This is a genomic window from Algicella marina (assembly GCF_009931615.1).
Lineage (GTDB): Bacteria > Pseudomonadota > Alphaproteobacteria > Rhodobacterales > Rhodobacteraceae > Algicella > Algicella marina.
The window spans coordinates 3,497,580-3,522,032 of record NZ_CP046620.1; the positions used below are offsets into that span (position 1 = coordinate 3,497,580).

Below are 24,453 nucleotides of genomic sequence, written 5' to 3' on the forward strand. Positions count from 1 at the left end.
CCGTTGCGCACACAGGGCACCCGGCTGTCGGTCCAACCCCGCAGATCCGGCACCAAGACGCCCACACTGCTGACCGTTTCCGCCTTTTCACCCCTCCGGCGCGATATCCTCGCGCGCCACCGCTGTCGCCTTCAGCACCGCCCAGCACGCATCACCCTCCGCAAGGCTCAGCGCCGCCACCGAGGCCCGCGTCGTCCGCGCAAGGATCACCTCGCCGCCGACGCTCAGCCGCACCGCGGCACCCGGACCTTCGCCGCCACGAATTTCCAGCACCGTCGCAGGCAGGACGTTCAGCGCCGCCAGCCCCTGCGGCCGCGTGTTGGCGATCAGCACGTCCCGCGCCGCGATCCGCACCATCAGTCTGGCACCAGGCACGGCCTCCACCTCCGGCACCAGCAACTCGCCTCCGGCGAAGCCCAACCGGCTCAGCCCGTCCGGCCCCGGCCCCAGCACTTCGGTCCGCAGCACCGCGCCGGCATTGCGGGCGCCAAGCATCGGCATGGCCGCCGGATCGGACAGCATTTCACTGGCCGGGCCGCTGCGCAGCACCCGACCGTCCTGCATCACCACCAGCGTCGTCGCCAGTTGCGCGATTTCGGGCAGAGCGTGGCTGACGTATAGGATCGGCATCCCCGCTTCCGCCTTCAGCCGTTGCAGATAAGGCAGGATCTCGGCCTTCCGTGCCTCGTCCAGCGACGCCAGTGGCTCATCCATCAGCAGCACCCGCGCCCCCGAAAGCAGGGCCCGGCCGATCGCCACCCTTTGCTTCTCACCACCCGACAGTCCCGCCGGCCGCCGCGCCAGCAAGCCGCCGATGCCCAGCATACCCACCACGTGATCGAACGACACCGCACTCTCGCCTCCGAACCGCTGCCCGAACAGCAGGTTGCGCCTGACGTTCAGATGCGGGAACAGCCGCCCCTCCTGAAACACGTATCCAACCCGTCGCCGGTGCCGGGGCACATCCACGCCCGCCGAACTGTCGAACAGAACGGTGCCATCGACAACGATCCGCCCCGCCTGCGGTCGCCGCAGCCCGGCAACTGCATCGACGACGGATGTCTTGCCCGCACCCGAACGCCCGAACAGCGCCGTCACTCCCGGTGGCGCGGAGAAGTCCACGTCGAGCGTGAACCCCGGCACCGTCTGCCGTATCCGCACGTCGAGGCTCACCGTGTGACTCTCCGTGCCAGCACTTCGGATGCCACCAGCGCCAGTACCGAAACGGCGACGGACACGGCGACCAGCCGCAGCGCGGCCGCGTCTCCGCCCGGCACCTGCAACAATGCATAGACGGCGGAGGGCAGTGTCTCCGTCTCACCCGGTATCGCGGAAACGAAGGTGATGGTCGCGCCGAATTCACCCATCGCCTTGGCGAAGGCCAGCACTGCGCCCGCCAGCACGCCCGGCAATGCCAGTGGCAAGGTCACATGCCAGAACACGGCCCAGCGGCTCGCCCCCAGCGTGCCGGCGGCATCCTCCAACCCCCGATCCACCGCCTCGATCGCGAGCCGGATCGCCCGAACCATCAACGGAAACGCCATGATTGCCGCCGCCAGCACCGCGCCCGTCCAGCGGAATGCGAATACGATGCCGATTTCCGCCAGCCATGCGCCCACTGCCCCCTGCCGCCCGAACAGCAGCAGCAGTAGGTAGCCCGTCACCACCGGTGGCAGCACCAGCGGCAGATGCACCGCCGTGTTCAGCACCCATTTGCCCGGAAACCGCCACCGCGCCAGCGCATGCGCCACCAGGATGCCGAACGGCAGGCTGACGAGTGTCGCCACGATTGCCACCCGCAACGACAGCGCCACGGCGGCCCATTCATCAGGCCCCAGCCACGTCATTCCGGCGGCGGCAGAAAGCCTGCCTCCCGGAAACGCGCCGCCCCTTCCGGCCCCGTCATGTAAGCAAAGAATGCCATCACTTCCGGCCGTTCCCGCCCGGCGATCACCGCCGCTGGATACCGGATCGGCGGGTGGCTCTCTTCCGGCAAACGGGCAACGACCGCCACGTCGCCGACCATTGCGTCGGTGGCATAGACCAGCCCCAGTGGTGCTTCGCCCCGCGCCACCAGCGCCAGCGCCGCCCGTACGTTCTCGCCCTCGGCCAACCGTTCTTTCACCGTTTCCCACAGGTTGAGGTGTTGCAACGCCACCTTGCCGTAAATTCCCGCGGGCACCGCCTCTACCTGCCCGATCGCCAGCCGCCCCTCGCCGAGACGCGCGGGCAGGTCCGACAACTCCAACGGTGCCGCGCCGGCAGGGCCGACGATCACCAGCCCGTTGCCGGCCACGTCCACCCGACTTGCTGCCGAAAGCATCCCGTCCGCCTGCAGCGCATCCATCCAGTCGGCATTGGCGGACACGAATATGTCGGCCGGCGCACCCAACCCGATCTGCCGTGCCAGTGTCGCACTCCCGGCATAGGAGGCCCGCACGCCGGGCCAGTCCACCAACATTCCGTCAAGCACCGTCTTCATGCTGGCGGCGGCGAACACCGTCACCGGCTCTTCGGCGCGGGCAGGCTGGGCCAGTATCAATGCGAGAAACAGCAACAGGCGATGGATGGGGGACATGGGCAAACCGATATGTTTCTCCGGGAATATCGCTCGCCCACCCGGCCCGCGCAACCGTTAATCCCGCTTCGACATCCGCAGGGCCTCCAGCGCCGCAACTTCGCCTTCCGCGCCGGCCGCCGCCCCGGCTTCCATCCGCCGATAGGCGTCCAGCACCAGCCGTCCGGTGTCCGTCAGCGCCGCACCGCCACCGGTGGTGCCGCCCCGGCTGCGGGTCACCAGCGGCTCGGCGAAACTGCCGTTCAGTGTCTCCACCAGTTGCCACGCCCGCTTGTAGCTCATCCCCATCGCTCGCCCGGCAGCGGCGATGGAGCCGGTCTCGGCAATGGCGGCCAGCAGGTCCGCCTTGCCCGGCCCCAGCATCGTGCCGTCGCCGAACACCAACCGGATGCGCAGCCGTGCCGTCATGCCTCCCGCGCCTCGCCAGAACGCCGCCGTTGCGGCGCGAACAGGCAGGCCAGCACGAGGATCACGCCCGATACCGTGGCTATCATGCCGGCGGCACTGACGGACAACTCCGCCCCGAACCAACCCGGCCCGTAACCCGCCAGCACGTATCCCACCACCGCGGACAGCGTGGCGAAGACGAGGCTCCAGCCCACCTGCCGCTCCAGCCGGTTGGTCATCAGCCGCGCGGCGGCCGGCGGGCAGATGAACATCGCGATGACGATGATGGAGCCTACAGCATCAAAGGCCGCTACCGCCGCCACCGCCGCCAGCGTGATGATCCCGAGGTCGATCAGCCCCACCGGCAGGCCAAGAACCCGGGCGAATCCCTCGTCAAAGGTGGAAATCTTGAGTGGACGCCAGAACACCGCCACGATGACGGAGATTGCCGCCGCAACCACCGCCATACGCAGCAGTTCCGGTGGCAGGTCCGCCAGCGCCGCCGCGTCCAGCAGCGAGCCCCAGCCCATGCCCGACAGCCAGATCAGGCTTTCGAGACTGCCATACAGTGCATGTTCCACGTCCAGATGCACACTGCTGGTGTCACTCTGTTCCAGCAGCAGCACCCCGGCGGCGAACAGCGTCGTGAACGTCACGCCCATGGCCGCGCCCGCCTCGATCCGGCCCAGCCGCCGGATTGCCGTGATGATGCCCACCGACAGCAGTGCCGCGCCCGCCGCGCCCAGCATCATCGGCCATGTCGTCACTTGTCCCGTCACCAGAAACGCCACAACGATCCCCGGCAGCACCACATGGCTGATGGCATCGCCGATCAGCGCCTGCCGCCGCAGGATCAGGAAGTTGCCGGGCAGGGCACAGGCCACCGCCGCCAGCACCCCGATCAGGATCGGCGTCAGGCTGAAGGTCACGAAATCAGGGCCGAGCCCGACTGCCTCGATCATGCAACCACTCCCGGCCGCGCCAGCCTGCGGTCGATCTCGGCGATCTCGTCGCCGGTCAGCACTTCCTCGATCGGCGTCAGCCCGTCATAGCGCCCCGCGACCATCTCGTCATTGAACTGCAACAGCGCCATGTCCCACCGCGCCTCATCTCGCAGGGTCCGCGCCGCCCGTGCCCGACCGGCATCGGTCGCCACGCCGTCGGCCCGGATCAGCCCCGCCCGCCGCAGCACCCGTAGCGTCAGCGGCTCGAGTATGCGTTCCTCCCGCGCCAATGCCAGCAGCCCCTGCCGCAGATGCACCCGCCGCTGGAACCGCTGCCGTCGCCAGAGTGCCGCCAGAACACCGCGCCCCGGCGCGAACAGCAGTGACAGAGTGAACATGAAGGCCGCCACTAGAACGATCACCGGCCCTGTCGGCACCGCCGGCGCAGCGGCGGACAAGGCCGCCCCCACATAGGCAGAGATGCCGCCGAGCATCGCCGCCAGTGCCACGACGATTTCCGCCCTTTCCGTCCAGAAACGGGCCGTTACCGCCGGGATGATCAGCATGGCCACGATCAGGATCAGCCCGACGATCTTCAGCCCGATGACCACCACCGCCATCACCAGCAACATCAGTCCGAGGTCCATGCGCCGCGCGCTCAGCCCCAGCGTTTCGGCGTATCCGGCGTCGAACGCCACCAGGGTCAGCGGCCGCCGCAGCGTCAGTACCGCTGCCACCGCCAGGGCCCCGCCCACTGCGATGATCAGCGCATCGGCATACAGCATCCCGGCTGTGGAGCCGAGGAGGAAGCTCTCCAGCCCTGCCTGCCGCCCCGATGTCATTGTCTGGATAATGGTCAGCAGCACCACCCCGAACCCGAAGAAGACAGACAGCACCGCCCCGATAGCCGCGTCCTCCGCCAGCCGTGTCCGTGCCGTGATCCATTCCACTGCCAGCAGCCCCAGTCCGGCAGAGACGGCGGAGCCCGCCAGCAACCCGGCGAGGTTGCGGCCATCGCCGCCCAGCGCCACCATGGCGATGAACGCCAGGCCGACGCCGGGCAGGGTGGCGTGGGCAACGGCATCGGATACCAGCGCCCGCTTGCGCAGGAACAGGAACGCGCCGACAGACCCGGCGGCGATGCCCAGCAGTCCCGCGCCGATGGCCACCAGCGTGGCGTTGTAACCCGCCTGCAACGTCAACGCGCTCAGAAAGGCCGGCAGCGCCTCCATTTCAGGCTCCCGAAAGCTGAAGCTGATCGACCTGCGCCGTCGCCAGCCGCCCGCCATATGTCCGGTTCAGCATCTCCGGCGTGAACGTCTCTTCCACCGGCCCCTCGGCGACCTTGCGGGTGTTCAGCAGCAGCACGTGGTCGAAGTAGCGCGTCACGGTGGCAAGGTCGTGATGCACCGCCACAACCGTGCGTCCCTCGTGCTGCAGATCCTTCAGCACTGCGATGATCGCCCGCTCCGTCGCCGCATCGACCCCGGCGAAGGGCTCGTCCAGCAGATACAGCTCCGCCTCCTGCGCCAGCGCCCGCGCCAGGAATACCCGCTGTTGCTGTCCGCCGGAAAGCTGGCCTATCTGCCGGGAGGCGAAGGCTTCCATTCCCACCCGCTCCAGCGCCGCCCGCGCCTTCGCCCGGTGTTGCGCACCGATCCGGCCCAGCAAGCCCAGTTGCCGGTAGAGCCCCATCGTCACCACGTCGATCACCCGCGCGGGAAAATCCCAGTCGATGGATGCCCGCTGCGGCACATAGGCGATGCGCGCACGCGCCGCCTCCAACGGCTGCCCAAACACTTCCACCGTACCCGAAACCCGCGGAACGATCCCCAGCGCCGCCTTCAGCAACGTTGATTTGCCGGCGCCGTTCGGCCCCACGATCCCGGCCATCTGCCCGGCTGGAAAGGTCGCGTCGACATCGAACACCGCGGCCTTGCCGCCATAGCTCACGGTCATGCCCCGCACGGTCAGGGCCCCGTCCGTCCCGCCGTCCGCGCCCACCAGCGCCACTGTCATCGCTCAGCCCTCGCCACTCAGCCGCCCCTGCATGCCGCCATCAGGCACGCGCCCGCCAAGGGCGGCGGCAATGGTGGTGACGTTGTGGTCGATCATGCCCACATAGCTCCCCTCGTAAGTCCCCGGCGCGCCCATCGCGTCGGAAAACAACGATCCGCCGATGGCCACCTCGTGCCCCCGCGCAGCCGCACCCTCCACCAGGGCCCGCATGTTGCGATCACTGACTGAGGTCTCGACGAAAACCGCACCGATCTGCCGGTCCACCAGCACATCCACCAGTTCCGAGATGCGGTTCAGTCCCGCCTCGCTCTCGGTGGAAATCCCCTGAATGCCCAGCACCTCGAAGCCGTAACGCCGCCCGAAATAGCCGAAGGCGTCATGCGCAGTCACCAGCACACGGCTTTCCTCGGGGACGGAAGCCACGATCTCCTCACCATAGGCACCCAGCGCCGCCAGTTCGGTGCCGAACGCCCCGGCACGCGCCAGGTATTCGGCCTCGCCCTCCGGATCGGCGTCGATCAACGCAGCGGCGACGGCATCGGCCACCTCGGCCCAGATGAACGGGTCCATCCACACATGCGGATCGGCCTTGCCGGCATATGTCGGGTGCTCCAGCAGCACGTCCCGCGGCAATCCGTCCGCCACGGCCCGCACATTCCGCGTCTCGCCCAGCTTGGCGAAGAATTCCACCATCTGCGCCTCCAGCCCCAACCCGTGCCACAGCACCAGGTCGGCCCGCGCCATTGCCACGATGTCGCTGCGCGTCTGGCGATAGGAATGCGGGTCGACACCCGGCCCCATCAGTGCCCGCGCCGAAACCCGTTCGCCGCCGATCACCCGGGCGGTATCGCCGATCATGCCGGTGGTAGACACGACAGTCAGCCCGTCCGCTGCCAAAGCCCTTACCGGCAAGGCTGCGGCCCCCAGCGCGAGGCCGGATGCAAGGAAGTCTCTGCGTGTCGATACGTCCATGGTCATGGTTCCTCGGAAAATCGGCCGGGGTTCCGGCATCCAGATGAATATGAGAGTGATTTGCAGAAAGTCAATGCAATTGAGAACCATTCGCAGAAAGCCACTTGCAAATGCAACGCAACTTGCGGATATTCGCAGCATGACCGATATCGAAAAACGCGCACAGGAAATGGAAGAGGCTCTCCGCGCCGACGGTGTCCGCCTCACCCGCCAGCGCTCTGCGCTGCTGCAGGTGCTGGCAGAGTCGGGCGACCATCCGGATGCCAACGAACTGCATCGCCGAGCGCAGGCCGTAGATGAAAGCGTGTCGCTGGCCACGGTTTATCGCACGCTGACGGTGCTGGAAGATCAGGGCGTGATCCATCGCCACGCCTTCGAAGGCGGCGGTGCCCGCTTCGAGGCTGCGGACATGCCCCACCACGACCACCTGATCGATGTCGAAACCGGCGATGTCGTCGAGTTCCGCTCCGACAAGATAGAGCAGTTGCAGGCCGAGATCGCCCGCGAGTACGGCTATGAACTCGTCCACCACAAACTTGAACTCTACTGCCGGAAAACATCCGGCAATGGGTCATGACACCGTCATCGAATCCGGTCAGAAGTCATTGATGCATACCCGATACGCGATCTACTACACCCCCTCCGGCAGGCTGGCTGATTTCGGTGCCTCGTGGCTGGGCTGGGATGTCCGGACGGGCACGGCCGTTGCACATCCTCCGCTGGATCTGCCGCTGGCGGAGATGACGGCCACTCCGCGCAAATATGGCCTGCACGCCACGCTGAAACCTCCCTTCCGGCTGGCGCCGGGCGAGACAATGGATACGCTGGCCAGTCACCTTGAAACCGCTTGCAAGGCCATGGCCCCGGCAGGGACGGAAGGTCTCGCCCTCACCCGTCTGGGCGGATTCCTGGCTCTCACCCCAACCGGCGACACCACCGCACTCGATGCGCTGGCGGCCGAGATCGTCCGCCGGTTCGACGGCTTTCGCGCCCCGTCGACCGAAGCAGAACTTGCCCGCCGCCGGCAGGCGAAACTGACAGCGGAACAGGACCGCAATCTGACACTCTGGGGCTATCCCTACGTGATGGAAAGTTTCCGCTTCCACATCACACTCAGCCGCCGGTTGACGCAGGCGGAGGCGGAACAGGTCGAGCCAGTCCTGCGCGACGCCATTACCCCGCTGTTGCCGACCCCCTTCTTCCTTGACCACCTGACCCTCGCCGGGGAACGCCCCGACGGCATGTTCGAGGAACTGGCCCGCCTCCCGTTGGCGGGCTGACTCCCCGTCCTCCTTCTTTGACGGACCATCCGCCACCGCTTGGCCAATAGCACCGGAGGGGCATCCACCGCATCTCAGAAGGGCCGTTGCTGTCCGGAAAAGCGGAAGAACAGGCCCGTGTCTTTCAGCGTCAGCTTTTCCGCGACCTGCAGTATGCCATCCGCCACCACTGCCACATCCTCATCGGCGTCATCGCCACCCATGTCTGTCCGCACCCAGCCGGGATCGAGCAGCGCCACGGCGACTGCATGCGGCTCCAGTTCGGTCGCCAGTCCCTGCATAACCTTGTTGAGCGCCGACTTGGAGGCGCGGTAGGCGATCCGGTCGGATTTGCGATAACCCATGTAGGCCATCTGCGAAGACACGGCGAGGATCTTGCCGCCCTTGGCCATCGCCGGCAGACAGGCCAGCGACACCGCCAGTGGTGCGATGGTATTGACGCGCAGCGTGTCGGCGAAGCCGCCATAATCCATGTCGGTCGGACTCTGCCGTTCCGGTCCGATCACACCGGCGTTGTTGATCAGGATATCGAGCGGCGGCAGGCCGGCGAAAGCCGCGGCGATATCGCCCGGCCGGTCCATGTCGCAGACAATGACGTTCGCGCCGGTTGCCGCCACATCCGCCACCTGTGCCGGTGTGCGCACAGTACCCGTGACCCGCCAGCCTCTTGCAAGTGAGGCCTCGGCCAACGCCTTGCCGATCCCGCGATTGGCCCCGGTAATCAAGATGTGCATGTCTGTCTCCCGTGGCACTGTCGGCCATCTCCAGCTGTGCGACTTTGCTGCGCAAGACGCCTTTCAGTGTTCGAGCGAATTAGCAGGTTGAACAAGAACGCTGCCGTCAGTCCAGCGTTACGGCAAACAGTTCGGTGCCCTCGCCATGAACATTGTCATCGGCCCGGATAAAGACCTCGGTCACACCCGCAGGAATGGCGACGCCTGACAGCGAGCGGGTGAAGGGCTGTTCCTCGACATGCGGGTGCAGCAGCTTGCGATAGCCCAGTTCGGTCCCGTCCGAAGTCAGCACTGCCCAGCCATCGGCATAATGCTCCCAGCCGGTGTCCGCGTGGGCGATGGTCACGTCGAAACGCCACGTGCCGCCGCTTTCCGTGGCATCGACAGCAACCACTTCCGCCTCTCCGGCGAAGGCCGGGGTGGCGAGCATCAGCAATGCCAGTGTCAGCTTCCGCATTTTGTCTCCTCCTCGTTGGCCGGCACCCTGATGTGGGCCGGGTAATAGTTTCGCTTACCTTTCAGGTCATGAAATCGCTTACCTGACCATGCCCGCCCGTCAAACCGGTGGGGTGCTCCCGAAACTGCGCAAGCAGCCATACCGAACCCATACCAAACCCATACCAAATCCATACTCGGCTTGCGCTTTTCTTTTCCCGCGTTTCCGCGTAAGCCTCCGCCACCCGAACCAAGGAGTGACAAAGTGGGTTATCGTATCGCCGTAGCCGGTGCCACGGGCAACGTGGGCCGCGAAATGCTGAACATTCTGGCAGAACGCCAGTTCCCGATAGAGGAGATCGCGGCCCTTGCAAGCCGCCGTTCCAAGGGCACGGAATGCAGCTTTGGCGACGAGACACTTACGTGCCAGGATATTGAAACCTTTGACTTTTCTGGCTGGGATATGGCCCTGTTCGCCATTGGCTCAGATGCCACGAAAACCTATGCGCCCCGTGCCGCGAAAGCCGGATGCATCGTCATCGACAACTCGTCGCTCTATCGTTATGAGCCCGATATTCCGCTGATCGTTCCGGAAGTGAACCCCGACGCGGTGGAAGGCGTGCATAAGCGAAACATCATCGCCAACCCCAACTGCTCTACCGCGCAGATGGTCGTCGCCCTGAAACCCCTCCACGACCGCGCCACGATCAAGCGCGTCGTCGTGTCCACCTACCAGTCCGTATCCGGTGCCGGTAAGGAGGGGATGGACGAATTGTGGAACCAGACCAAGGGGTTGTATGTGCCCGGGCAAGAAGTCGACCCGTCGAAATTCACCAAACAGATCGCCTTCAACGTGATCCCGCACATCGATGTTTTCATGGATGATGGCAGCACCAAGGAAGAGTGGAAGATGGTCGCCGAGACCAAGAAGATAGTCGACAAGGCGATCAAGGTCACGGCCACCTGCGTCCGCGTTCCGGTCTTCGTCGGCCACTCGGAAGCGATCAACATCGAGTTCGAGGACTTCCTCGATGAAGACGAGGCCCGCGATATTCTCCGCGAGGCGCCGGGCGTGCTTGTCGTCGATAAGCGCGAGGACGGCGGCTACACTACGCCGGTGGAATGCGTCGGTGATTATGCCACGTTTATCAGCAGGATACGGCAGGACTCGACCATTGAGAACGGCCTCAACCTGTGGTGCGTCAGCGACAACCTGCGCAAGGGTGCGGCTTTGAACGCGGTACAGATCGCCGAACTCGTCGGCCGTCGCATACTGCAAAAAGGCTGAGCATCAGCCGTTCAGGAGGCGGGCAACTGCCTCCTGATCACGGCGCCTTTGGCTGGCCGCAGGGTCAGTCGGAAATGCGCACCGCCGTCTGAGGGCACAAGGTCCAGTTCTCCCCCGAGATTGCGCATGATTTCGCGGCTGATCGGCAGCCCCAGACCAGCCGAACCCGCCAGCGTCATCTCGTCGAGCCTCGCGAACTTCTCGAACACGCGAGAATGGTCGTCATCTCGGATGCCCGGGCCGTTGTCGCGGATGTGAATGAAGATCGTATCCGCCTGATTTTCTGCAGAAATCTGTATTTCCGGCTGTTCGCTGACCCCATATTTTACGGCATTGGAAATCAGGTTGATGATCACTTGTGCCAGTCGATCGAAATCCGCCTGCACCTGCGTTTCCATGTTCTCCGGCAGGACGGTCAGCCGGACGCCGGCACCGTGGCGCAGCCCTTCGGAGCTTGCGGCGGCTGTTTCGACGACATCGCGCAGGCATACCGGGGAGATATCCAGCCGCGCGCGGCCACTCTCCAGGAAACTCAGATCGAGGATTTCGTCCAGAAGCCGCGTAAGTCGCTGGCTTTCCTCATGAATGATGCCGAGAAAACGGCTGGCATCGTCTTGGGTCAGATCCGTGCCGCTGCGCAGGATTTCGGCGAACGAGCGGATTGAGGTCATCGGCGTGCGCAACTCGTGACTCACTTGCGAAAGAAAGGCATCCTTCTGGGCACTGATTTCCCGCAAGCGGGTATTGGCCTTGCGCAGTTCCGCCGCTGTTTCCTCCAGTTCCGTGGACTGCCGCTCCAGCCTGTGAGAATATTCCACGATCTGGGCGGTTTCGTCCGCCATTTCAATCAGTTGGTCGACCGAAATTTGACCGCCCTGGGTGATCTGGCTGACCATGGCATGGGCGGAGGCGGAGCCGACGGAGCCGGAAAGCACCCGTTCCACCTGAGCTATAAGGGCATCATCGGCATCGGGCAGACCATTGGCCTTGCCCTGCGCGGCCGCGACGCTGGTGAAGAGGGAGTGTGCCGTGACAGTGCCGAGAATCCTTTGCGCCAGCGTGAAGAGGTCCTCGGAAGTGGCGGAGCGCCCGGTAACCAAACTGGCCGGCCCCTGCGCAAATATGTCAACGAAAGCAGCCCCCTGTACCTGTTCCAGCGGCCGTCCGCTCGTGAAGAGCGACACGAGGACGAAGGCAAGTGTATTGAGCGTTATCGACCAGTAGACGGAGTGCACGAGTGGATCTTCGAAATCGAGCCGGAACAGCGCTTGCGGCCGCAGGATCTCGATGCCAAAAATACCGTTTTCGATCATGCTTCTTGTCAGGACGAACTCGCCTTCGAAACTGGGCAGGAAGAGCGTGTAGGCCCACACCGTGAAGCCGGTGCAGATGCCGGTTATGGCACCGGCACGGTTGGCGCCACGCCAGTAGACCCCGCCGATCAGGCTGGGAAAGATCTGTGCGATCCCGGCGAAGGCGATCAGGCCGATGGACGCAAGGGCACCGCTTCCGCCCGTGACGAGGAAGTAGACGTATCCGAGCAACAGGATCAACGCGATCGAGACGCGGCGGCTGGTGAGTACCATGCTGCGTACGTCGCCCGATGTCTGGATGCGTTCACGGTTCATTTTCAACCAGATCGGCACCGCGATGTGGTTAGATATCATTGTGCTGAGAGCGATGGCCGAGACGATAACCATGGATGTCGCTGCCGAAAAGCCACCGAGAAAGGCCAGCAGCGCCAATGCGTCCTGTCCCTGAGAGAGTGGTACGGTCAGCACGAAGAGATCCGGGTTGGCCCCTTCCGGCAAAAGGGCCGAGCCCGAGAGGGCGATGGGCAGGACGAAGAGAGAAATCAGGAACAGGTAGCCTGGAAACGCCCATGCAGCCGTAGCCAGATGCCGCTCGTCACTGTTCTCGACCACCAGCACCTGAAACATGCGCGGAAGGCAGATCACTGCGGTTGCAGAAAGGAAGGTCAGGGTCACCCAGCGTGGCGTGAACACAGTGTCTTCCAAGTGTGCGTACGTAGACAGTTCACTGCTGTCAGGCATCGCTTTCAGGCCCCAAACGACAAAAATGCCGACCGCAAGTACCGCGACGAGTTTGATCACCGCTTCCACGGCGATAGCGGTCACGACCCCGTGGTGCCGTTCGTTGGCGTCGATGCTGCGGGTTCCGAACAGGATGGCGAAGATGGCAAGGCCGAGGGCCAGCCAGAAGGCCGTCAGGCGCACGGCGTCGCTCGTTTCCGTTGTCGGGGTGGCCGTCAAGACCGAGATGGACAGGGTAAGTGATTGAAGCTGAAGGGCGATATACGGCGTTGTTGCGATCACCGCGAGCAGGGTGACGATAACGCCGAGTGTCGCGCTTTTCCCGTAGCGGGAGGAGATGAGATCGGCGATGGATGTGATCCGCTGCGTCTGGCCGATGCGCACGAGTTTGCGAAGAAGGGCCCACCACGCGAAGAAGACGAGCGACGGCCCGGTGTAGATCGTTACAAATTCCAGACCGTTGCGTGCTGCGGAGCCTACAGCACCATAGAATGTCCAGCCGGTGCAATAGACGGAGAGTGACAAGGTATAGACTGTCGGAGAGCGGATCCAGCCAAGCCGCCCCGCCGCCGCACGGCGTTCCGCCCAGAAAGCGATGGCGAACAGGAAGATCGCGTAGGCGAGGCAGACGGCCGCCAGCCCGTTCCACGTGAGCACTGGTCAGCGTCCGCCGGATCGTGGGGGGGTGCGCGAAAACCGGATCGTCAACAGGATAAGCAGTGCCCACGAAGTGAAAATGTAGACATAGTTCACCGGTACGCCCGCAATGGCTTCCAACCCGGTCAGGGCATTCATGACAGGCGAGGCGAGAAGGAACACGCCAAGAACCGGTATGGCGCGGGCGCGGTCTTCCCGTTTGCGTCGCGTAGCCTGTTCCGACTTCGGTGGTTGTGACATTTTACGCCTCAACCAGCTTGCGGACGGTCTCAATGACAGCCGCGTTCGAGAAAGGCTTGGTCATGAAGGCAGTGACGCCAAGTTCTTCCGCCGTCTTTCTGTCCTGCGACTGGCCCTTCGCGGTCAGCATCAGGACTGGGAGGCTCTGGAAAGCGCCCGCGCGCATGTCGCGAAGGATGTCGAAGCCGGAGCGATTTGGCAGCATGACGTCCAGGATAACCAGATCGGCGCGGCTTTTTGAAATTCGGCTGATAGCATTGGCACCATCTGCCTCCAATTCAACGTCGAAGCCGGCGTGCCCCAGAAGAAACTCCAATGCACTCGCGATATTGGGTTCGTCCTCGACAATAAGAACCCGCCTGTTCACTCCACACTCTCCCTTTTCCTGCGGCTATTCTGCCGCATGGTTGCTGAACGATAGCGATTGAGGTGCAGGTTTGTCACGGTTTTTCACGCCTTGATCAATTGGGCGGAAATGCGGGACTGGCAGTTGGTTCTGGTGCAGATACGGCATGCTGTGCCGACCGATCGGGAACTGGCGGGAAGTGTTCCGAATGGATTGTTCTCGGCGCTGACGAGAAGCATGGAAGATATGAGATCGCCGGGTCCCCCCAGGGTGCTGCTCGGGCGCGGCGAAGCATGGGTGATTGCCACGAACGTCTGGCCGTTGTCATGAGCAATTGTGGAGGCCTGAACCTGACCTGTCTGGGCGAAGGCCGCGAAAATCGGCCAAAGCGGGCAGGCATTGCCGTGGCGTGGCATGGCAAATCCGGGCAGAGGTTGCCGAAACAGCGGATAGCCGGAAGCACTGACCGTAAGCAGTCCGAAACGCGGCGCCCCTATCCATGTCCGCCGGAGACATGCCAGCCGCCTGAATACGGCATGCAGCGGTGCATTGAACCGCATCGACAGCGAAAGCGGATCATAGGCGCATTCCGCCGCCGCCGCCGCAAATACCTGCAGTGGCATGGTGTGTGCATCGACAGCATATGTGCGCAGGAACGAGACGGCGAGGTCATGGGAAATGTCCGTCAGACCCGGCTCCTCGACCATCATTGCGGAGATGGCGACATCCAGTTCCGCGGCTGCCGTCGTTGCGTTTTTCTCTGTCAGCGCTTCGGCGGCCTCGTCCAGCGCCTCGAATGTGAAGGCATTTCTCGTCAGGAATTGGTCCACCGCCTCCTCAGCTGTGGCAGCACCGGCGACGCCGGAGCCTGCACGCGCAAGATAGTCTGCAAGATCCTCGGCCGTTGCTGACAGCCGGATGCTTTCGGCATGCAGGTTTGCGTAAAAACTTTTCCGCTGATCCTCCGGAATGGTATCAACTTGCGTCAGGATCGCAGCTGTGGACCGGATGGCCGTAACGTTGGAAAGTATTCCGTGCACGGTTTCCGAGAGGAAGGGATCGTGGGTGAGCCGGTCCGACAGCGCGGTGATCACGGCCTCCTGATCACGAATTCGGCGGGTGAGTTCGGTAACGTGCTCTGCCCAGACTGGAAAGCGTGCCGCCAGATCTTCTGGCGGTTCCAGCGTCTGTGAGGACGCGGACACGGTCTCCTGCAATTCGGTCAGCAGCCCGGGGTTTCCACCTTCTGCCAGCGCCGAGGAACGGGTTTCCAGCGCCTCGGCGATCGCATTGAGAATCTGGCCGCCGATGGAGCGCTTGTTGTGTTCGATGAGGTTGAGGTAGGACGGCGAAATACCCACCGCATGCGCCAGAGCGGTCTGGCTCATTCCGGAACGACGCCGGACTTCCCGAATTCTACTACCTACGAGCGAGTTTGCCACGAGCGATTTACTCAATCAAAACAAGGCGAAATTCTGACAATTGTGCGGCGCAAGGTAAAAAATTTACATTTTTGCATTGCGATATGGAAAAATATTTACAAAAAAAATTAGTATTTGCAATGGTTTATTGCGAAATTTACGTTTTGCCGCCATCCTATCCATGGGTAAAAATGCCCGCGCCTTCGGGTGAATAGACTTTTCCTTGGGAGGACCCATATGTCTGATTTCAAACTGAACCGTCGTGGCTTGCTCAAGTCCGGCGCCGTTATGGGCGCTGGTCTCGCAATGCCCACGGTGTTTGCAGGCCGCCTTGCCGCAGACAGCCATGCTTATTTGAACGCGCCGACGGGAAACACCGTGACGCTCGGTTTCAACGTTCCGCAATCCGGCCCATATGCCGATGAGGGCGCTGACGAACTCCGCGCCTACCAGCTCGCAGTCAAACACCTGAATGGTGAAGGCGACGGCGGCATGATGAGTACGTTCTCTTCGAAAGCCCTGAAGGGCAACGGTGTTCTCGGCAAGAAGGTCGAGTACGTCACGGGTGACACGCAAACCAAATCAGATGCGGCCCGTGCTTCCGCCAAATCCATGATCGAAAAAGACGGCGCCATCATGATCACCGGCGGTTCGTCGTCCGGCGTGGCTGTTGCCGTTCAGGGGCTTTGCCAGGAAGCCGGCGTGATCTTCATGGCCGGTCTTACGCACTCCAACGACACGACGGGCAAGGACAAGAAGGCGAACGGTTTCCGTCACTTCTTCAACGCCTACATGTCCGCAGCCGCACTGGCCCCCGTGCTTGCCAGCCGCTACGGCACCGATCGCAAGGCCTATCACCTGACGGCTGACTACACCTGGGGCTGGACTCAGCAGGAGTCGATCGCTGCTGCGACCGAAGAGACTGGCTGGGAAACGGTCAACAACGTACTGACGCCGCTGACCGCGACGGACTTCTCTTCCTACATTGCGCCGGTCCTGAACTCGGGTGCCGATGTGCTGGTTCTGAACCACTACGGCGGGAACATGGTGAACTCTCTCACCAACGCCGTACAGTTCGGTCTCCGCGGCAAGCAGGTTAACGGCAAGAACTTCGAGATCGTCGTTCCGCTGTACTCGCGTTTGATGGCACGTGGTGCCGGCGCTGCGGTCAAGGGCATCCTTGGTTCCACCAACTGGCACTGGTCGCTTACGGATGAGGGCTCTCAGGCCTTCGTGAAATCCTTCGGCACCGAGTACGGCTTCCCGCCGTCACAGGCGGCGCACACCTGCTACGTGCAGACGCTGCTCTATGCGGATGCGGCGGAACGTGCGGGCACGTTCAACCCGTGCGGCATCGGCGAAGCGCTCGAAGGCTTCACCTTCGATGGCCTCGGCAACGGTCCGACCGAGTATCGCGCCGAAGACCACCAGTGCTTCAAGGATGTTCTGGTTGTGCAGGGTAAGGAAAACCCGACCTCGGAGTTCGACGTTCTCGAAGTCGTCGAAGTCACCCCGCGTGCACAGGTCGAGTACCCGGCCGATCACCCGATGTTCGCCGGTGGCGATCTCGGTAGCTGCAACCCGGGCGCTTGATCACAGAGATCTGAAACATGGAACCCGGCCAGTCTTCTGGCCGGGTTTCTGAACCATATAATAATCGGTTGGAGGAAGAGACATGGACGCGGTCCTGTTGCAGGTACTGAACGGGCTCGACAAAGGCAGCGCCTATGCGCTTATCGCGCTTGGTCTGACCCTGATTTTTGGCACGCTCGGCGTGGTCAACTTCGCCCATGGGGCACTCTTCATGATCGGTGCCTTCTGCGCCGTCACATTGAACCGCATCCTGAATATCAACTCGATCACACTGGATCCAGAGAGAACGGACTTCCTCGGCAATCCACTTCAGATCAAGACACCTTATGTCGAGAAGTGGTTTGGCAGTTTCGGATCGTGGATGATCGAGTATTCGGTACCGCTCGCAATTCTTCTGGCCATACCTGTAATGCTCATCGCCGGCATGGTGATGGAGCGTGGGTTGATCAAGCACTTCTACAAGAGGCCACATGCGGATCAGATCCTCGTAACCTTCGGTCTGGCCATTGTCCTTCAGGAGATCGTCAAGTCGTACTTCGGCGCGAATCCCATCAGCCAGGCAGCGCCGTCTGCGGTCGCCGGATCGATGGACCTGGGTGTCCTCATTGGATTTGCCGAAAACGCAATCATCTATCCCTACTGGCGCCTGATCTACTTTGCATTTGCAGCCACTCTGATCGGAGGCGTGTTCTGTTTCCTGCAGTTCACCACGTTCGGAATGGTTGTCCGTGCCGGCATGGCAGATCGAGAAACGGTCGGACTGCTCGGCATCAACATCGATAAACGGTTCACATGGATGTTTGGCCTTGCCGCTGTCGTCACGGGTGCTGCCGGGGTGATGTACACGCCGATCCTGCCACCCAACTACCATCAGGGCATGGATTTCCTCGTGCTCAGCTTCGTCGTGGTCGTCGTCGGCGGCATGGGCTCTCTGCCCGGTGCTGTACTTGCCGGTTTCATGCTGGGAATCCTTGAGAGTTTCGCATCCATGCCGGAGGTCAAGGGCTTCTTCGAGGCGATCTTCCTGCCATCGATCGACCAGATTATCATTTATCTCGCGGCCGTGTTCGTGCTGCTTACCCGTCCCCGCGGCCTGCTTGGTCGCAAAGGTGTGATGGAGGACTGAGACATGTTTTCATCGAAACGCAACGACACGATCCTGATGATCGTTTTCACGATCATGGTTCTCGCTGGTCCGCTGATCCTCGCACCCTTTGGTGCGGGCTACCCGGATCTTCTGCAACGGTTCGCGATCTACGGCATCTTCGCTGTGGGCTTCAACATCCTCTTTGGCCTAACCGGTTATCTCTCGTTCGGCCACGCGGCGTTCCTCGGTGTCGGTTCCTACGCGGCGGTGTGGATGTTCAAGCTATTGAACTACAACGTCATCCCCGCCCTGATCCTTGGAGTGCTGGTTTCGGCTGTGTTCGCGCTGATCATAGGCTACATTTCGCTGCGTCGTTCAGGCATCTACTTCTCGATTTTGACGCTGGCGTTCGCGCAGATGAGCTATGCCATGGCCTACTCTGTCCTGACGCCAATCACCAACGGCGAAACCGGGCTTCAGGTTTACACTTCGGATCCACAATATCTCATGAGCGAAGGCAGCAAGCAGGTTCCGAACCTCTTCGGTCTGGCGATGAACAGCACCCAGAAGGTCGAGTTCCTTGGCATGACGCTCCAGTTCAATGTCGGCTTCTACTTCGCCTCGTTCTTTCTGATCGCTTCTTTCTATCTGGCGATGCGAATATTCCGTTCGCCGTTTGGAATGATGTTGCGCGCAATCAAGACGAACCAGAATCGTCTGAACTACACCGGCGTCAACACCAAGCCGTACACACTGGCGGCCTTCGTCATCTCCGGCATGTATGCCGGCCTTGCCGGAGCACTGCTGGCATGCATGGATCCTCTTGCCGGGGCGGAACGGATGCAGTGGACGGCCTCAGGCGAGGTGGTGCTGATGGTGATCCTTGGCGGCGCGGGTACATTGCTTGGCCCGGTACTCGGCGCTGGGTTCATCAAGTATTTCGAAAAGATCTTCTCGCGTATCGGTGACAACGTCCTTGAAGGCTGGTTTGCCTTTCTGCCGGAACCCATCGCCAACGCATTGGTCTGGCTTCTGGGCAACTTTGTCGGCGAAGGCTGGCACCTGACCCTGGGCTTGTTGTTCATGCTGATCGTGATCTTCCTGCCCGGCGGCCTGATCGACGGTGCTGCACGTCTCTGGCGGTATGCCACCGGGAAGTCGAAGTCGTCCAAATCCGCGGCGGATGGTTCCGCACCGGCGCCGGCAGAGTAAGGAGACAGGACAATGGGAATTCTCGAAGTCCAGAACGTCAACAAGCGTTTCGGCGGCTTGCAGGCGCTGAACAACGTCAACCTCAACGTTGAGGAAGGCAGCGTTCATGCCATCATCGGCCCGAACGGTGCGGGCAAGTCGACCTTGCTCAACTGTTTTGTGGGCCGTCTGACGCCCGACACCGGCAGTGTGATGTTCAACGGCCAGAGCCTGCTTGGCATCAAGCCGCATGAAATCAACCAGACGGGCGTTTCCCGTGTTTTCCAGACACCCGAAATCTTCACGGATCTTACCGTGCTGGAAAACGTCATGATCCCGGCGTTCGCCAAACGCGATGGCGCCTACAAGCTTAACCCATTCAAGCGCGTCCGCGAGGAAGCCGAAGTCCGCGATGCCGCAGAGGAAGTGCTGGTGGATGTCGGACTTCAGGACAAGAAAAACATGACGGCCGCAGAGATGAGCCGGGGAGACAAAAGGCGGCTGGAAATGGCCATGTGTCTCGTGCAGGATCCCAAACTCCTGCTTCTTGATGAACCAACTGCCGGGATGGCGCGGGCAGATACCAACCGCACCATCGACCTGTTGAAACACATCGGCGAGACGCGTGGCATTACCAAAGTCGTCATTGAGCATGACATGCATGTTGTCTTTTCTCTGGCCGACAAGATCAGCGTGCTGGCGCAGGGGACTGTGCTGGTCGAAGACAAACCGGAAAACATCAAGGGCCATCCAAAGGTCCGCGAAGCCTACCTCGGGGAGGCACAGGTATGAGCATAGTGGAAGACGAGTTCGCAACGGCCCGCACGGACAGGCTTGAAAGGCAGGAGCCTGCCTACTTCTCCATTCACGACGTACACTCGTACTACGGTGAGAGCTATATCGTTCAGGGCGTGACGTTCAACGTTCACGAAGGTGAAATTCTTGCCCTTCTGGGGCGCAACGGTGCAGGCAAGACGTCCACACTTCGTTCCATTGCCAGAGTGGACAGCCCCCTCGTCACCAGAGGTGAAATCTGGTTGGATCACAAGCCGCTGCACGAAATGAAGGCTTATCAGGCAAGTCAGGAAGGCGTGGCCCTCGTACCGGAAGACCGGCGGATCATTGCGGGCCTGACCGTAGAGGAAAATATCGAGCTTGCGCAGATCGCCCCGCCAAAGGGCTGGTCGGTGGAGCGAATCTACGAATTGTTCCCCCGGCTCGGCGAGCGCCGCAAGCAGGAGGGCGTGACGCTTTCCGGCGGTGAGCAGCAGATGCTTGCGATCGGTCGCGCCCTGGCGAGAGATGTCAAACTCCTGCTGCTCGATGAACCCTATGAGGGATTGGCTCCTGTGATCGTGCAGGAAATCGAACGGACGTTGGCGGAAATCAAGAAGCTGGGCATGACGACGATCATCGTCGAGCAGAACGCCGTCGCAGCGTTGAAACTTGCAGACAGGGCCGTCATTCTTGACATGGGGCAGGTGGTATTTGACGGAACGGCACAGGAAGTGCTCGATAACAAGGAATTGCGCGAGGAATACCTCGCCATCTGACAATCGGAAGATCGGCCCCGGCCCTGCCGGGGCATTCGAACAGACAAGAGCGAAAGCGCTCGCAAGATCTAGGGGGAAAGAATGCCCGATACAGCCCAAGCACCCGCCTGGCACGTCGATGCCGCCAAATACGAAGAGATGTACAAGGCATCTATCGCTGACCCGGAGGCATTCTGGGGCGAGGAAGGCAAACGACTGGACTGGATCAAGCCCTATTCAAAGGTAAAGAACGTCGATTTCGGCTACCCGGATGTCTCGATCAAGTGGTACGAGGACGGCACACTCAATGTTGCTTCCAACTGCGTGGATCGGCACCTCGAAAAACGCGGAGACCAGACGGCGATCATATGGGAACCGGACGATCCGTCTGCGCCTGCCCAGCATATCCGCTACAGCGAGTTGCACGAAAATGTTTGCCGCATGGCAAACGTGCTCAAGGCACAGGGCGTGGGCAAGGGCGACCGCGTGGTTATTTACCTGCCGATGATCCCGGAGGCTGCCTATGCCATGCTCGCGACAGCCCGCATCGGCGCCGTCCACTCGATCGTGTTCGCGGGTTTTTCACCGGATGCGCTCGCCAACCGGATCAATGATTGCGACGCCAAGGTGGTGATCACTGCCGATGAGGCCCCGCGCGGCGGACGCAAGACTGCGCTCAAATCCAACACGGATGCGGCCCTATTGCACTGCAAGGACAGGGTGAAGTGTCTCGTCGTCAAGCACACCGGGGGCCAGACAACCTGGACGGAAGGGCGTGACATCGATGTGAAGGCGGAAATGGCCGCTGCGTCAACCGACTGCGCACCGGAGGAAGTCGGCGCCGAAGACCCGCTGTTCATTCTTTATACCTCGGGCTCCACCGGTAAACCGAAGGGCGTCGTTCATACATCGGGTGGCTATCTCGTCTACGCGGCGATGACACATCAGTACACCTTCGACTACCATGACGGCGATATCTTCTGGTGTACGGCCGATGTCGGCTGGGTGACCGGCCACAGCTACATAATTTACGGGCCGCTCGCCAATGGCGCGACAACACTGATGTTCGAGGGCGTGCCGACTTACCCGGATGCCAGCCGGTTCTGGCAGGTTTGCGAAAAGCACAAGGTCAACCAGTTCTACACAGCGCCGACTGCCATTCGTGCGCTGATGGGGCAGGGCAGTGAGTTCGTTGAGAAGTGCGATCTGTCATCACTGCGCCTTCTCGGTACAGTTGGTGAGCCAATCAACCCCGAGGCATGGAACTGGTACAATGATGTCGTTGGGAAGGGCAAATGCCCGATCGTCGACACATGGTGGCAGACCGAGACCGGGGGCCACCTCATCACGCCGCTGCCCGGCGCGATTGAGACAAAGCCCGGCTCCGCCACCAAACCGTTCTTCGGTGTTCACCCGGTCATTCTCGACCCGACTTCGGGCGAGGAAATCACCGAGACGGAAGCCGAGGGCGTACTCTGCATCAAGGACAGCTGGCCCGGCCAGATGCGCACCGTTTACGGCGATCACGAGCGCTTTGTCAGCACTTATTTCGAGCAGTACAAGGGCTACTATTTCTCGGGCGATGGATGTCGCCGCGATGCCGATGGCTACTACTGGATCACCGGGCGCGTTGATGACGTAATCAACGTCTCGGGCCACCGTATGGGCACTGCTGAGGTGGAAAGTGCGCTTGTCGCCCACTCATCCGTCGCCGAAGCGGCTGTTGTCGGTTATCCGCATGACATCAAAGGGCAGGGGATCTATGCCTATGTCACCCTCATGAACGGGATCGAACCGACAGAGGACCTCCGCAAGGAACTTGAAAAATGGGTCCGCTCCGAAATCGGCCCCATCGCCAAGCCGGATCTCATTCAGTGGGCACCCGGACTGCCGAAGACCCGCTCCGGCAAGATCATGCGCCGCATCCTGAGAAAGATCGCGGAGGACGATTTCGGCGCGCTTGGCGATACCTCGACCCTCGCTGAACCCGCGGTAGTCGAAGACCTTATCGACAACCGGATGAACCGCAAGGGCTGACCACGGGTTCTTGACCGCCTACCGCGCGCCGCATACTGCTGGCAAAACGGCGCGCGGGGAGGGCGCTTTGATGCAGCCTTCTATGTGGCGCGCAATCGGCCTGATGGCGCTTTCCATGAGCCTGATTCCGGCGGGGGACGGGGTCGGCAAACTGATGATGGAGGACTACGGCGTCGCGCCGTTCTTCATCGCCTGGTCGCGTTTCTCGATCGGGGTGATCCTGGTTCTGCCGTTTCTTAACCAGCGCAACTTTGCCCCGCGTGCTCTGATGGACTGGCGGGTGCTGCTGCGCGGCGCGCTGATCGGAGGCACCGTTGCGCTTATCCTCACCGGTGCTCGAACCGAGGGACTGGCCACTGTCTTCGGTGCGTTCTTCATCGGGCCGATTCTTTCCTATTTCTTGTCTGCCCTCTTCCTGAAAGAGCCGATCCGCCCGGCACAGACAGCCTTGTTGTTCATCGGGTTCGTTGGTGTTCTGCTGGTCATCAAGCCCGGTTTCGGGATGACGCCGGGCATTGCTTTCGCCGCACTGGCTGGCGTCGGCTACGGGATGTATCTCGTCACCGGCCGCTGGCTTGCCAATGCGGCCCCGGCTATGACGCTGCTGTTTGCGCAAGTTGGCGTCGCAGCTATTGTTCTGATTCCCTTCGGTATTTCGGACATTCCACCGATGCGGGGATATCTGCCGATGTTGCTGCTGATCAGCGCCTTCACCTCTACCCTCGCCAACTTCCTTTTGCTCTTTGCCTATCGGGAGGTTCAGGCCACCCGCCTGGCCCCCTTTGTCTACCTGCAACTGGTGGCGGCCACGCTCTACGGCTTCCTGCTGTTCGGCGACATCCCCGACCTGCTGACTATTGCAGGATTGCTGCTGTTGGTGAGTTCCGGTTTCAGCTCCCTTGCGCTGAAACGCGGCCCGTGATTCACTCCGGACAACAAACGATAAAAATATCGAATTGAGCGAGAGCAGGAGACTGAAAATGGGACGGATCATTCCCTTCGTCTTGACGGCGTTGGTCATGGTGAGTTGCAGCAAGTCGGAAGAGGTTGAAGCCCCCGAACCTGTGAATGAGTGCGGAGCGCTGGAGGCTCAGGAGCTTGTTGGCAAGACGGTGGAAGACCTCGCCGCGATGACCTTTGCCGCCGAAGTTACACGCTTCATCAATCCCGGTGACGTGATCACTCAGGATTTCCGGCCGGAGCGGATGAATATCGTCTTCGATGAAGACGGAGCGATCACCCGCGTTTACTGCGGCTGAGCCTGTTCAGGCGAAACGCATCATGCAGAACAGGGAGGCCATGGCAAAGACGATGCCGAGGCCTTCCCGCGGTGTCAGCTTCTCGCCGAAGACGGCGACTCCCAGAAATGTCATGAACAATATCGTCAGCACGGCATAGAGCACGCCGACCGAGGCGAGTGTCATGTGGCGCATGGCAAAGAAGAAGCCGATGCCGGAAAGCATGTACATCATCATGCCGCCGGCGAGTTGAGCGCCGCCTTGCGCGCCCGGCTGCATGGACGCGAGTTTCAGGAACCAGTCACCGATGATGGTGACGACGACAATGCCGATCATGGCCAATGCGGGTGCGACGGACATTTCATTCTCCCTTTTGAATGCTATCCTGCCGAAGCCTTGCAGTCCGCGCTGTGCCGTTTG

At 61.9% G+C, this 24,453-nt stretch carries 26 protein-coding genes; 11 read left to right on the forward strand and 15 right to left on the reverse strand.

Annotation, left to right across the window (positions count from 1 at the left end):
- Window positions 1-87 precede the first annotated feature (87 nt).
- The 8 genes from modC to GO499_RS17130 are packed head-to-tail and all read right to left on the reverse strand — an operon-like array spanning window position 88 to window position 6,900.
- Window positions 88-1,173 carry a molybdenum ABC transporter ATP-binding protein gene (modC, locus tag GO499_RS17095; protein ID WP_161863317.1) on the reverse strand — a complete coding sequence of 362 codons (1,086 nt, stop codon included), beginning with the start codon at window positions 1,171-1,173 and terminating at the stop codon, window positions 88-90.
- Window positions 1,170-1,847, reverse strand: coding sequence for a molybdate ABC transporter permease subunit (gene modB / locus GO499_RS17100; RefSeq protein WP_161863318.1), 678 nt, complete (start codon window positions 1,845-1,847; stop codon window positions 1,170-1,172). Before modB ends, modC begins: the two co-directional genes overlap by 4 nt.
- A complete protein-coding gene (modA, locus tag GO499_RS17105; RefSeq protein ID WP_161863319.1) occupies window positions 1,844-2,578 on the reverse strand; it encodes a molybdate ABC transporter substrate-binding protein in 735 nt (244 codons plus the stop codon). Before modA ends, modB begins: the two co-directional genes overlap by 4 nt.
- Before the next feature lie 57 nt (window positions 2,579-2,635).
- Window positions 2,636-2,986: a winged helix-turn-helix domain-containing protein gene (locus GO499_RS17110; RefSeq protein ID WP_161863320.1), complete on the reverse strand. Its 351-nt coding sequence runs from the start codon at window positions 2,984-2,986 to the stop codon at window positions 2,636-2,638.
- A complete protein-coding gene (locus GO499_RS17115) occupies window positions 2,983-3,927 on the reverse strand; it encodes a metal ABC transporter permease (protein ID WP_161863321.1) in 945 nt (314 codons plus the stop codon). The genes GO499_RS17110 and GO499_RS17115 overlap by 4 nt, the downstream gene beginning before the upstream one ends.
- On the reverse strand, window positions 3,924-5,141 hold the full coding sequence (locus GO499_RS17120) for a metal ABC transporter permease (protein ID WP_161863322.1): 1,218 nt from the start codon (window positions 5,139-5,141) through the stop codon (window positions 3,924-3,926). The genes GO499_RS17115 and GO499_RS17120 overlap by 4 nt, the downstream gene beginning before the upstream one ends.
- 1 nt (window position 5,142) lies before the next feature.
- The gene (locus GO499_RS17125; RefSeq protein WP_161863323.1) at window positions 5,143-5,928 is read right to left on the reverse strand and encodes a metal ABC transporter ATP-binding protein; all 786 of its coding nucleotides are present in this window, start codon (window positions 5,926-5,928) and stop codon (window positions 5,143-5,145) included.
- A gap of 3 nt (window positions 5,929-5,931) precedes the next feature.
- The gene (locus GO499_RS17130; RefSeq protein ID WP_284154795.1) at window positions 5,932-6,900 is read right to left on the reverse strand and encodes a metal ABC transporter solute-binding protein, Zn/Mn family; all 969 of its coding nucleotides are present in this window, start codon (window positions 6,898-6,900) and stop codon (window positions 5,932-5,934) included.
- A gap of 139 nt (window positions 6,901-7,039) precedes the next feature.
- On the opposite strand from GO499_RS17130, the gene GO499_RS17135 reads away from it, so the two are divergent.
- On the forward strand, window positions 7,040-7,477 hold the full coding sequence (locus tag GO499_RS17135) for a Fur family transcriptional regulator (RefSeq protein WP_161863325.1): 438 nt from the start codon (window positions 7,040-7,042) through the stop codon (window positions 7,475-7,477).
- 31 nt (window positions 7,478-7,508) lie between these two features.
- Complete coding sequence (locus tag GO499_RS17140) at window positions 7,509-8,180, forward strand: DUF1045 domain-containing protein (protein ID WP_161863326.1); 672 nt, start codon at window positions 7,509-7,511, stop codon at window positions 8,178-8,180.
- Window positions 8,181-8,254: 74 nt separating this feature from the next.
- Here the strand turns inward: GO499_RS17140 and GO499_RS17145 are convergent, their stop codons facing one another.
- Together GO499_RS17145 and GO499_RS17150 are read right to left on the reverse strand one after the other, a co-directional pair.
- Complete coding sequence (locus GO499_RS17145) at window positions 8,255-8,914, reverse strand: SDR family NAD(P)-dependent oxidoreductase (RefSeq protein WP_161863327.1); 660 nt, start codon at window positions 8,912-8,914, stop codon at window positions 8,255-8,257.
- Window positions 8,915-9,020: 106 nt separating this feature from the next.
- Window positions 9,021-9,371 (reverse strand): hypothetical protein, encoded by a 351-nt coding sequence (locus GO499_RS17150; protein WP_161863328.1) that lies wholly within the window; start codon window positions 9,369-9,371, stop codon window positions 9,021-9,023.
- Between the two features lie 243 nt (window positions 9,372-9,614).
- Between GO499_RS17150 and GO499_RS17155 the strand changes: the two genes are divergently transcribed.
- Complete coding sequence (locus tag GO499_RS17155) at window positions 9,615-10,637, forward strand: aspartate-semialdehyde dehydrogenase (RefSeq protein ID WP_161863329.1); 1,023 nt, start codon at window positions 9,615-9,617, stop codon at window positions 10,635-10,637.
- Between the two features lie 11 nt (window positions 10,638-10,648).
- Here GO499_RS17155 and GO499_RS17160 read toward each other — a convergent pair whose 3' ends face one another.
- From GO499_RS17160 to GO499_RS17175, 4 genes are all read right to left on the reverse strand, one after another.
- Window positions 10,649-13,348 carry a sensor histidine kinase gene (locus GO499_RS17160; protein ID WP_161863330.1) on the reverse strand — a complete coding sequence of 900 codons (2,700 nt, stop codon included), beginning with the start codon at window positions 13,346-13,348 and terminating at the stop codon, window positions 10,649-10,651.
- 3 nt (window positions 13,349-13,351) lie between these two features.
- Complete coding sequence (locus tag GO499_RS17165; protein ID WP_161863331.1) at window positions 13,352-13,588, reverse strand: hypothetical protein; 237 nt, start codon at window positions 13,586-13,588, stop codon at window positions 13,352-13,354.
- A gap of 1 nt (window position 13,589) precedes the next feature.
- Window positions 13,590-13,955 carry a response regulator transcription factor gene (locus tag GO499_RS17170; RefSeq protein WP_161863332.1) on the reverse strand — a complete coding sequence of 122 codons (366 nt, stop codon included), beginning with the start codon at window positions 13,953-13,955 and terminating at the stop codon, window positions 13,590-13,592.
- A gap of 83 nt (window positions 13,956-14,038) precedes the next feature.
- Window positions 14,039-15,322 carry a short-chain fatty acyl-CoA regulator family protein gene (locus GO499_RS17175; RefSeq protein WP_161863333.1) on the reverse strand — a complete coding sequence of 428 codons (1,284 nt, stop codon included), beginning with the start codon at window positions 15,320-15,322 and terminating at the stop codon, window positions 14,039-14,041.
- 270 nt (window positions 15,323-15,592) lie between these two features.
- On the opposite strand from GO499_RS17175, the gene GO499_RS17180 reads away from it, so the two are divergent.
- The 8 genes from GO499_RS17180 (at window position 15,593) to GO499_RS17215 (ending at window position 24,054) form a co-directional block, all read left to right on the forward strand.
- The gene (locus tag GO499_RS17180; RefSeq protein ID WP_161863334.1) at window positions 15,593-16,948 is read left to right on the forward strand and encodes a substrate-binding protein; all 1,356 of its coding nucleotides are present in this window, start codon (window positions 15,593-15,595) and stop codon (window positions 16,946-16,948) included.
- A gap of 82 nt (window positions 16,949-17,030) precedes the next feature.
- Window positions 17,031-18,074, forward strand: a complete 1,044-nt coding sequence (locus GO499_RS17185) for a branched-chain amino acid ABC transporter permease (RefSeq protein WP_161863335.1) — start codon at window positions 17,031-17,033, stop codon at window positions 18,072-18,074.
- Window positions 18,075-18,077: 3 nt separating this feature from the next.
- Window positions 18,078-19,247: a branched-chain amino acid ABC transporter permease gene (locus GO499_RS17190; RefSeq protein ID WP_161863336.1), complete on the forward strand. Its 1,170-nt coding sequence runs from the start codon at window positions 18,078-18,080 to the stop codon at window positions 19,245-19,247.
- Between the two features lie 12 nt (window positions 19,248-19,259).
- On the forward strand, window positions 19,260-20,018 hold the full coding sequence (locus GO499_RS17195; RefSeq protein WP_161863337.1) for an ABC transporter ATP-binding protein: 759 nt from the start codon (window positions 19,260-19,262) through the stop codon (window positions 20,016-20,018).
- Window positions 20,015-20,779 (forward strand): ABC transporter ATP-binding protein, encoded by a 765-nt coding sequence (locus GO499_RS17200; RefSeq protein WP_161863338.1) that lies wholly within the window; start codon window positions 20,015-20,017, stop codon window positions 20,777-20,779. Before GO499_RS17195 ends, GO499_RS17200 begins: the two co-directional genes overlap by 4 nt.
- Window positions 20,780-20,860: 81 nt before the next feature.
- Window positions 20,861-22,795: an acetate--CoA ligase gene (gene acs, locus GO499_RS17205; RefSeq protein ID WP_161863339.1), complete on the forward strand. Its 1,935-nt coding sequence runs from the start codon at window positions 20,861-20,863 to the stop codon at window positions 22,793-22,795.
- 70 nt (window positions 22,796-22,865) lie between these two features.
- Complete coding sequence (locus tag GO499_RS17210; RefSeq protein ID WP_284154796.1) at window positions 22,866-23,717, forward strand: DMT family transporter; 852 nt, start codon at window positions 22,866-22,868, stop codon at window positions 23,715-23,717.
- 58 nt (window positions 23,718-23,775) lie between these two features.
- A complete protein-coding gene (locus tag GO499_RS17215; RefSeq protein ID WP_161863340.1) occupies window positions 23,776-24,054 on the forward strand; it encodes an I78 family peptidase inhibitor in 279 nt (92 codons plus the stop codon).
- Window positions 24,055-24,060: 6 nt separating this feature from the next.
- Here GO499_RS17215 and GO499_RS17220 read toward each other — a convergent pair whose 3' ends face one another.
- Complete coding sequence (locus GO499_RS17220; RefSeq protein WP_161863341.1) at window positions 24,061-24,393, reverse strand: transporter; 333 nt, start codon at window positions 24,391-24,393, stop codon at window positions 24,061-24,063.
- Window positions 24,394-24,453 lie beyond the last annotated feature (60 nt).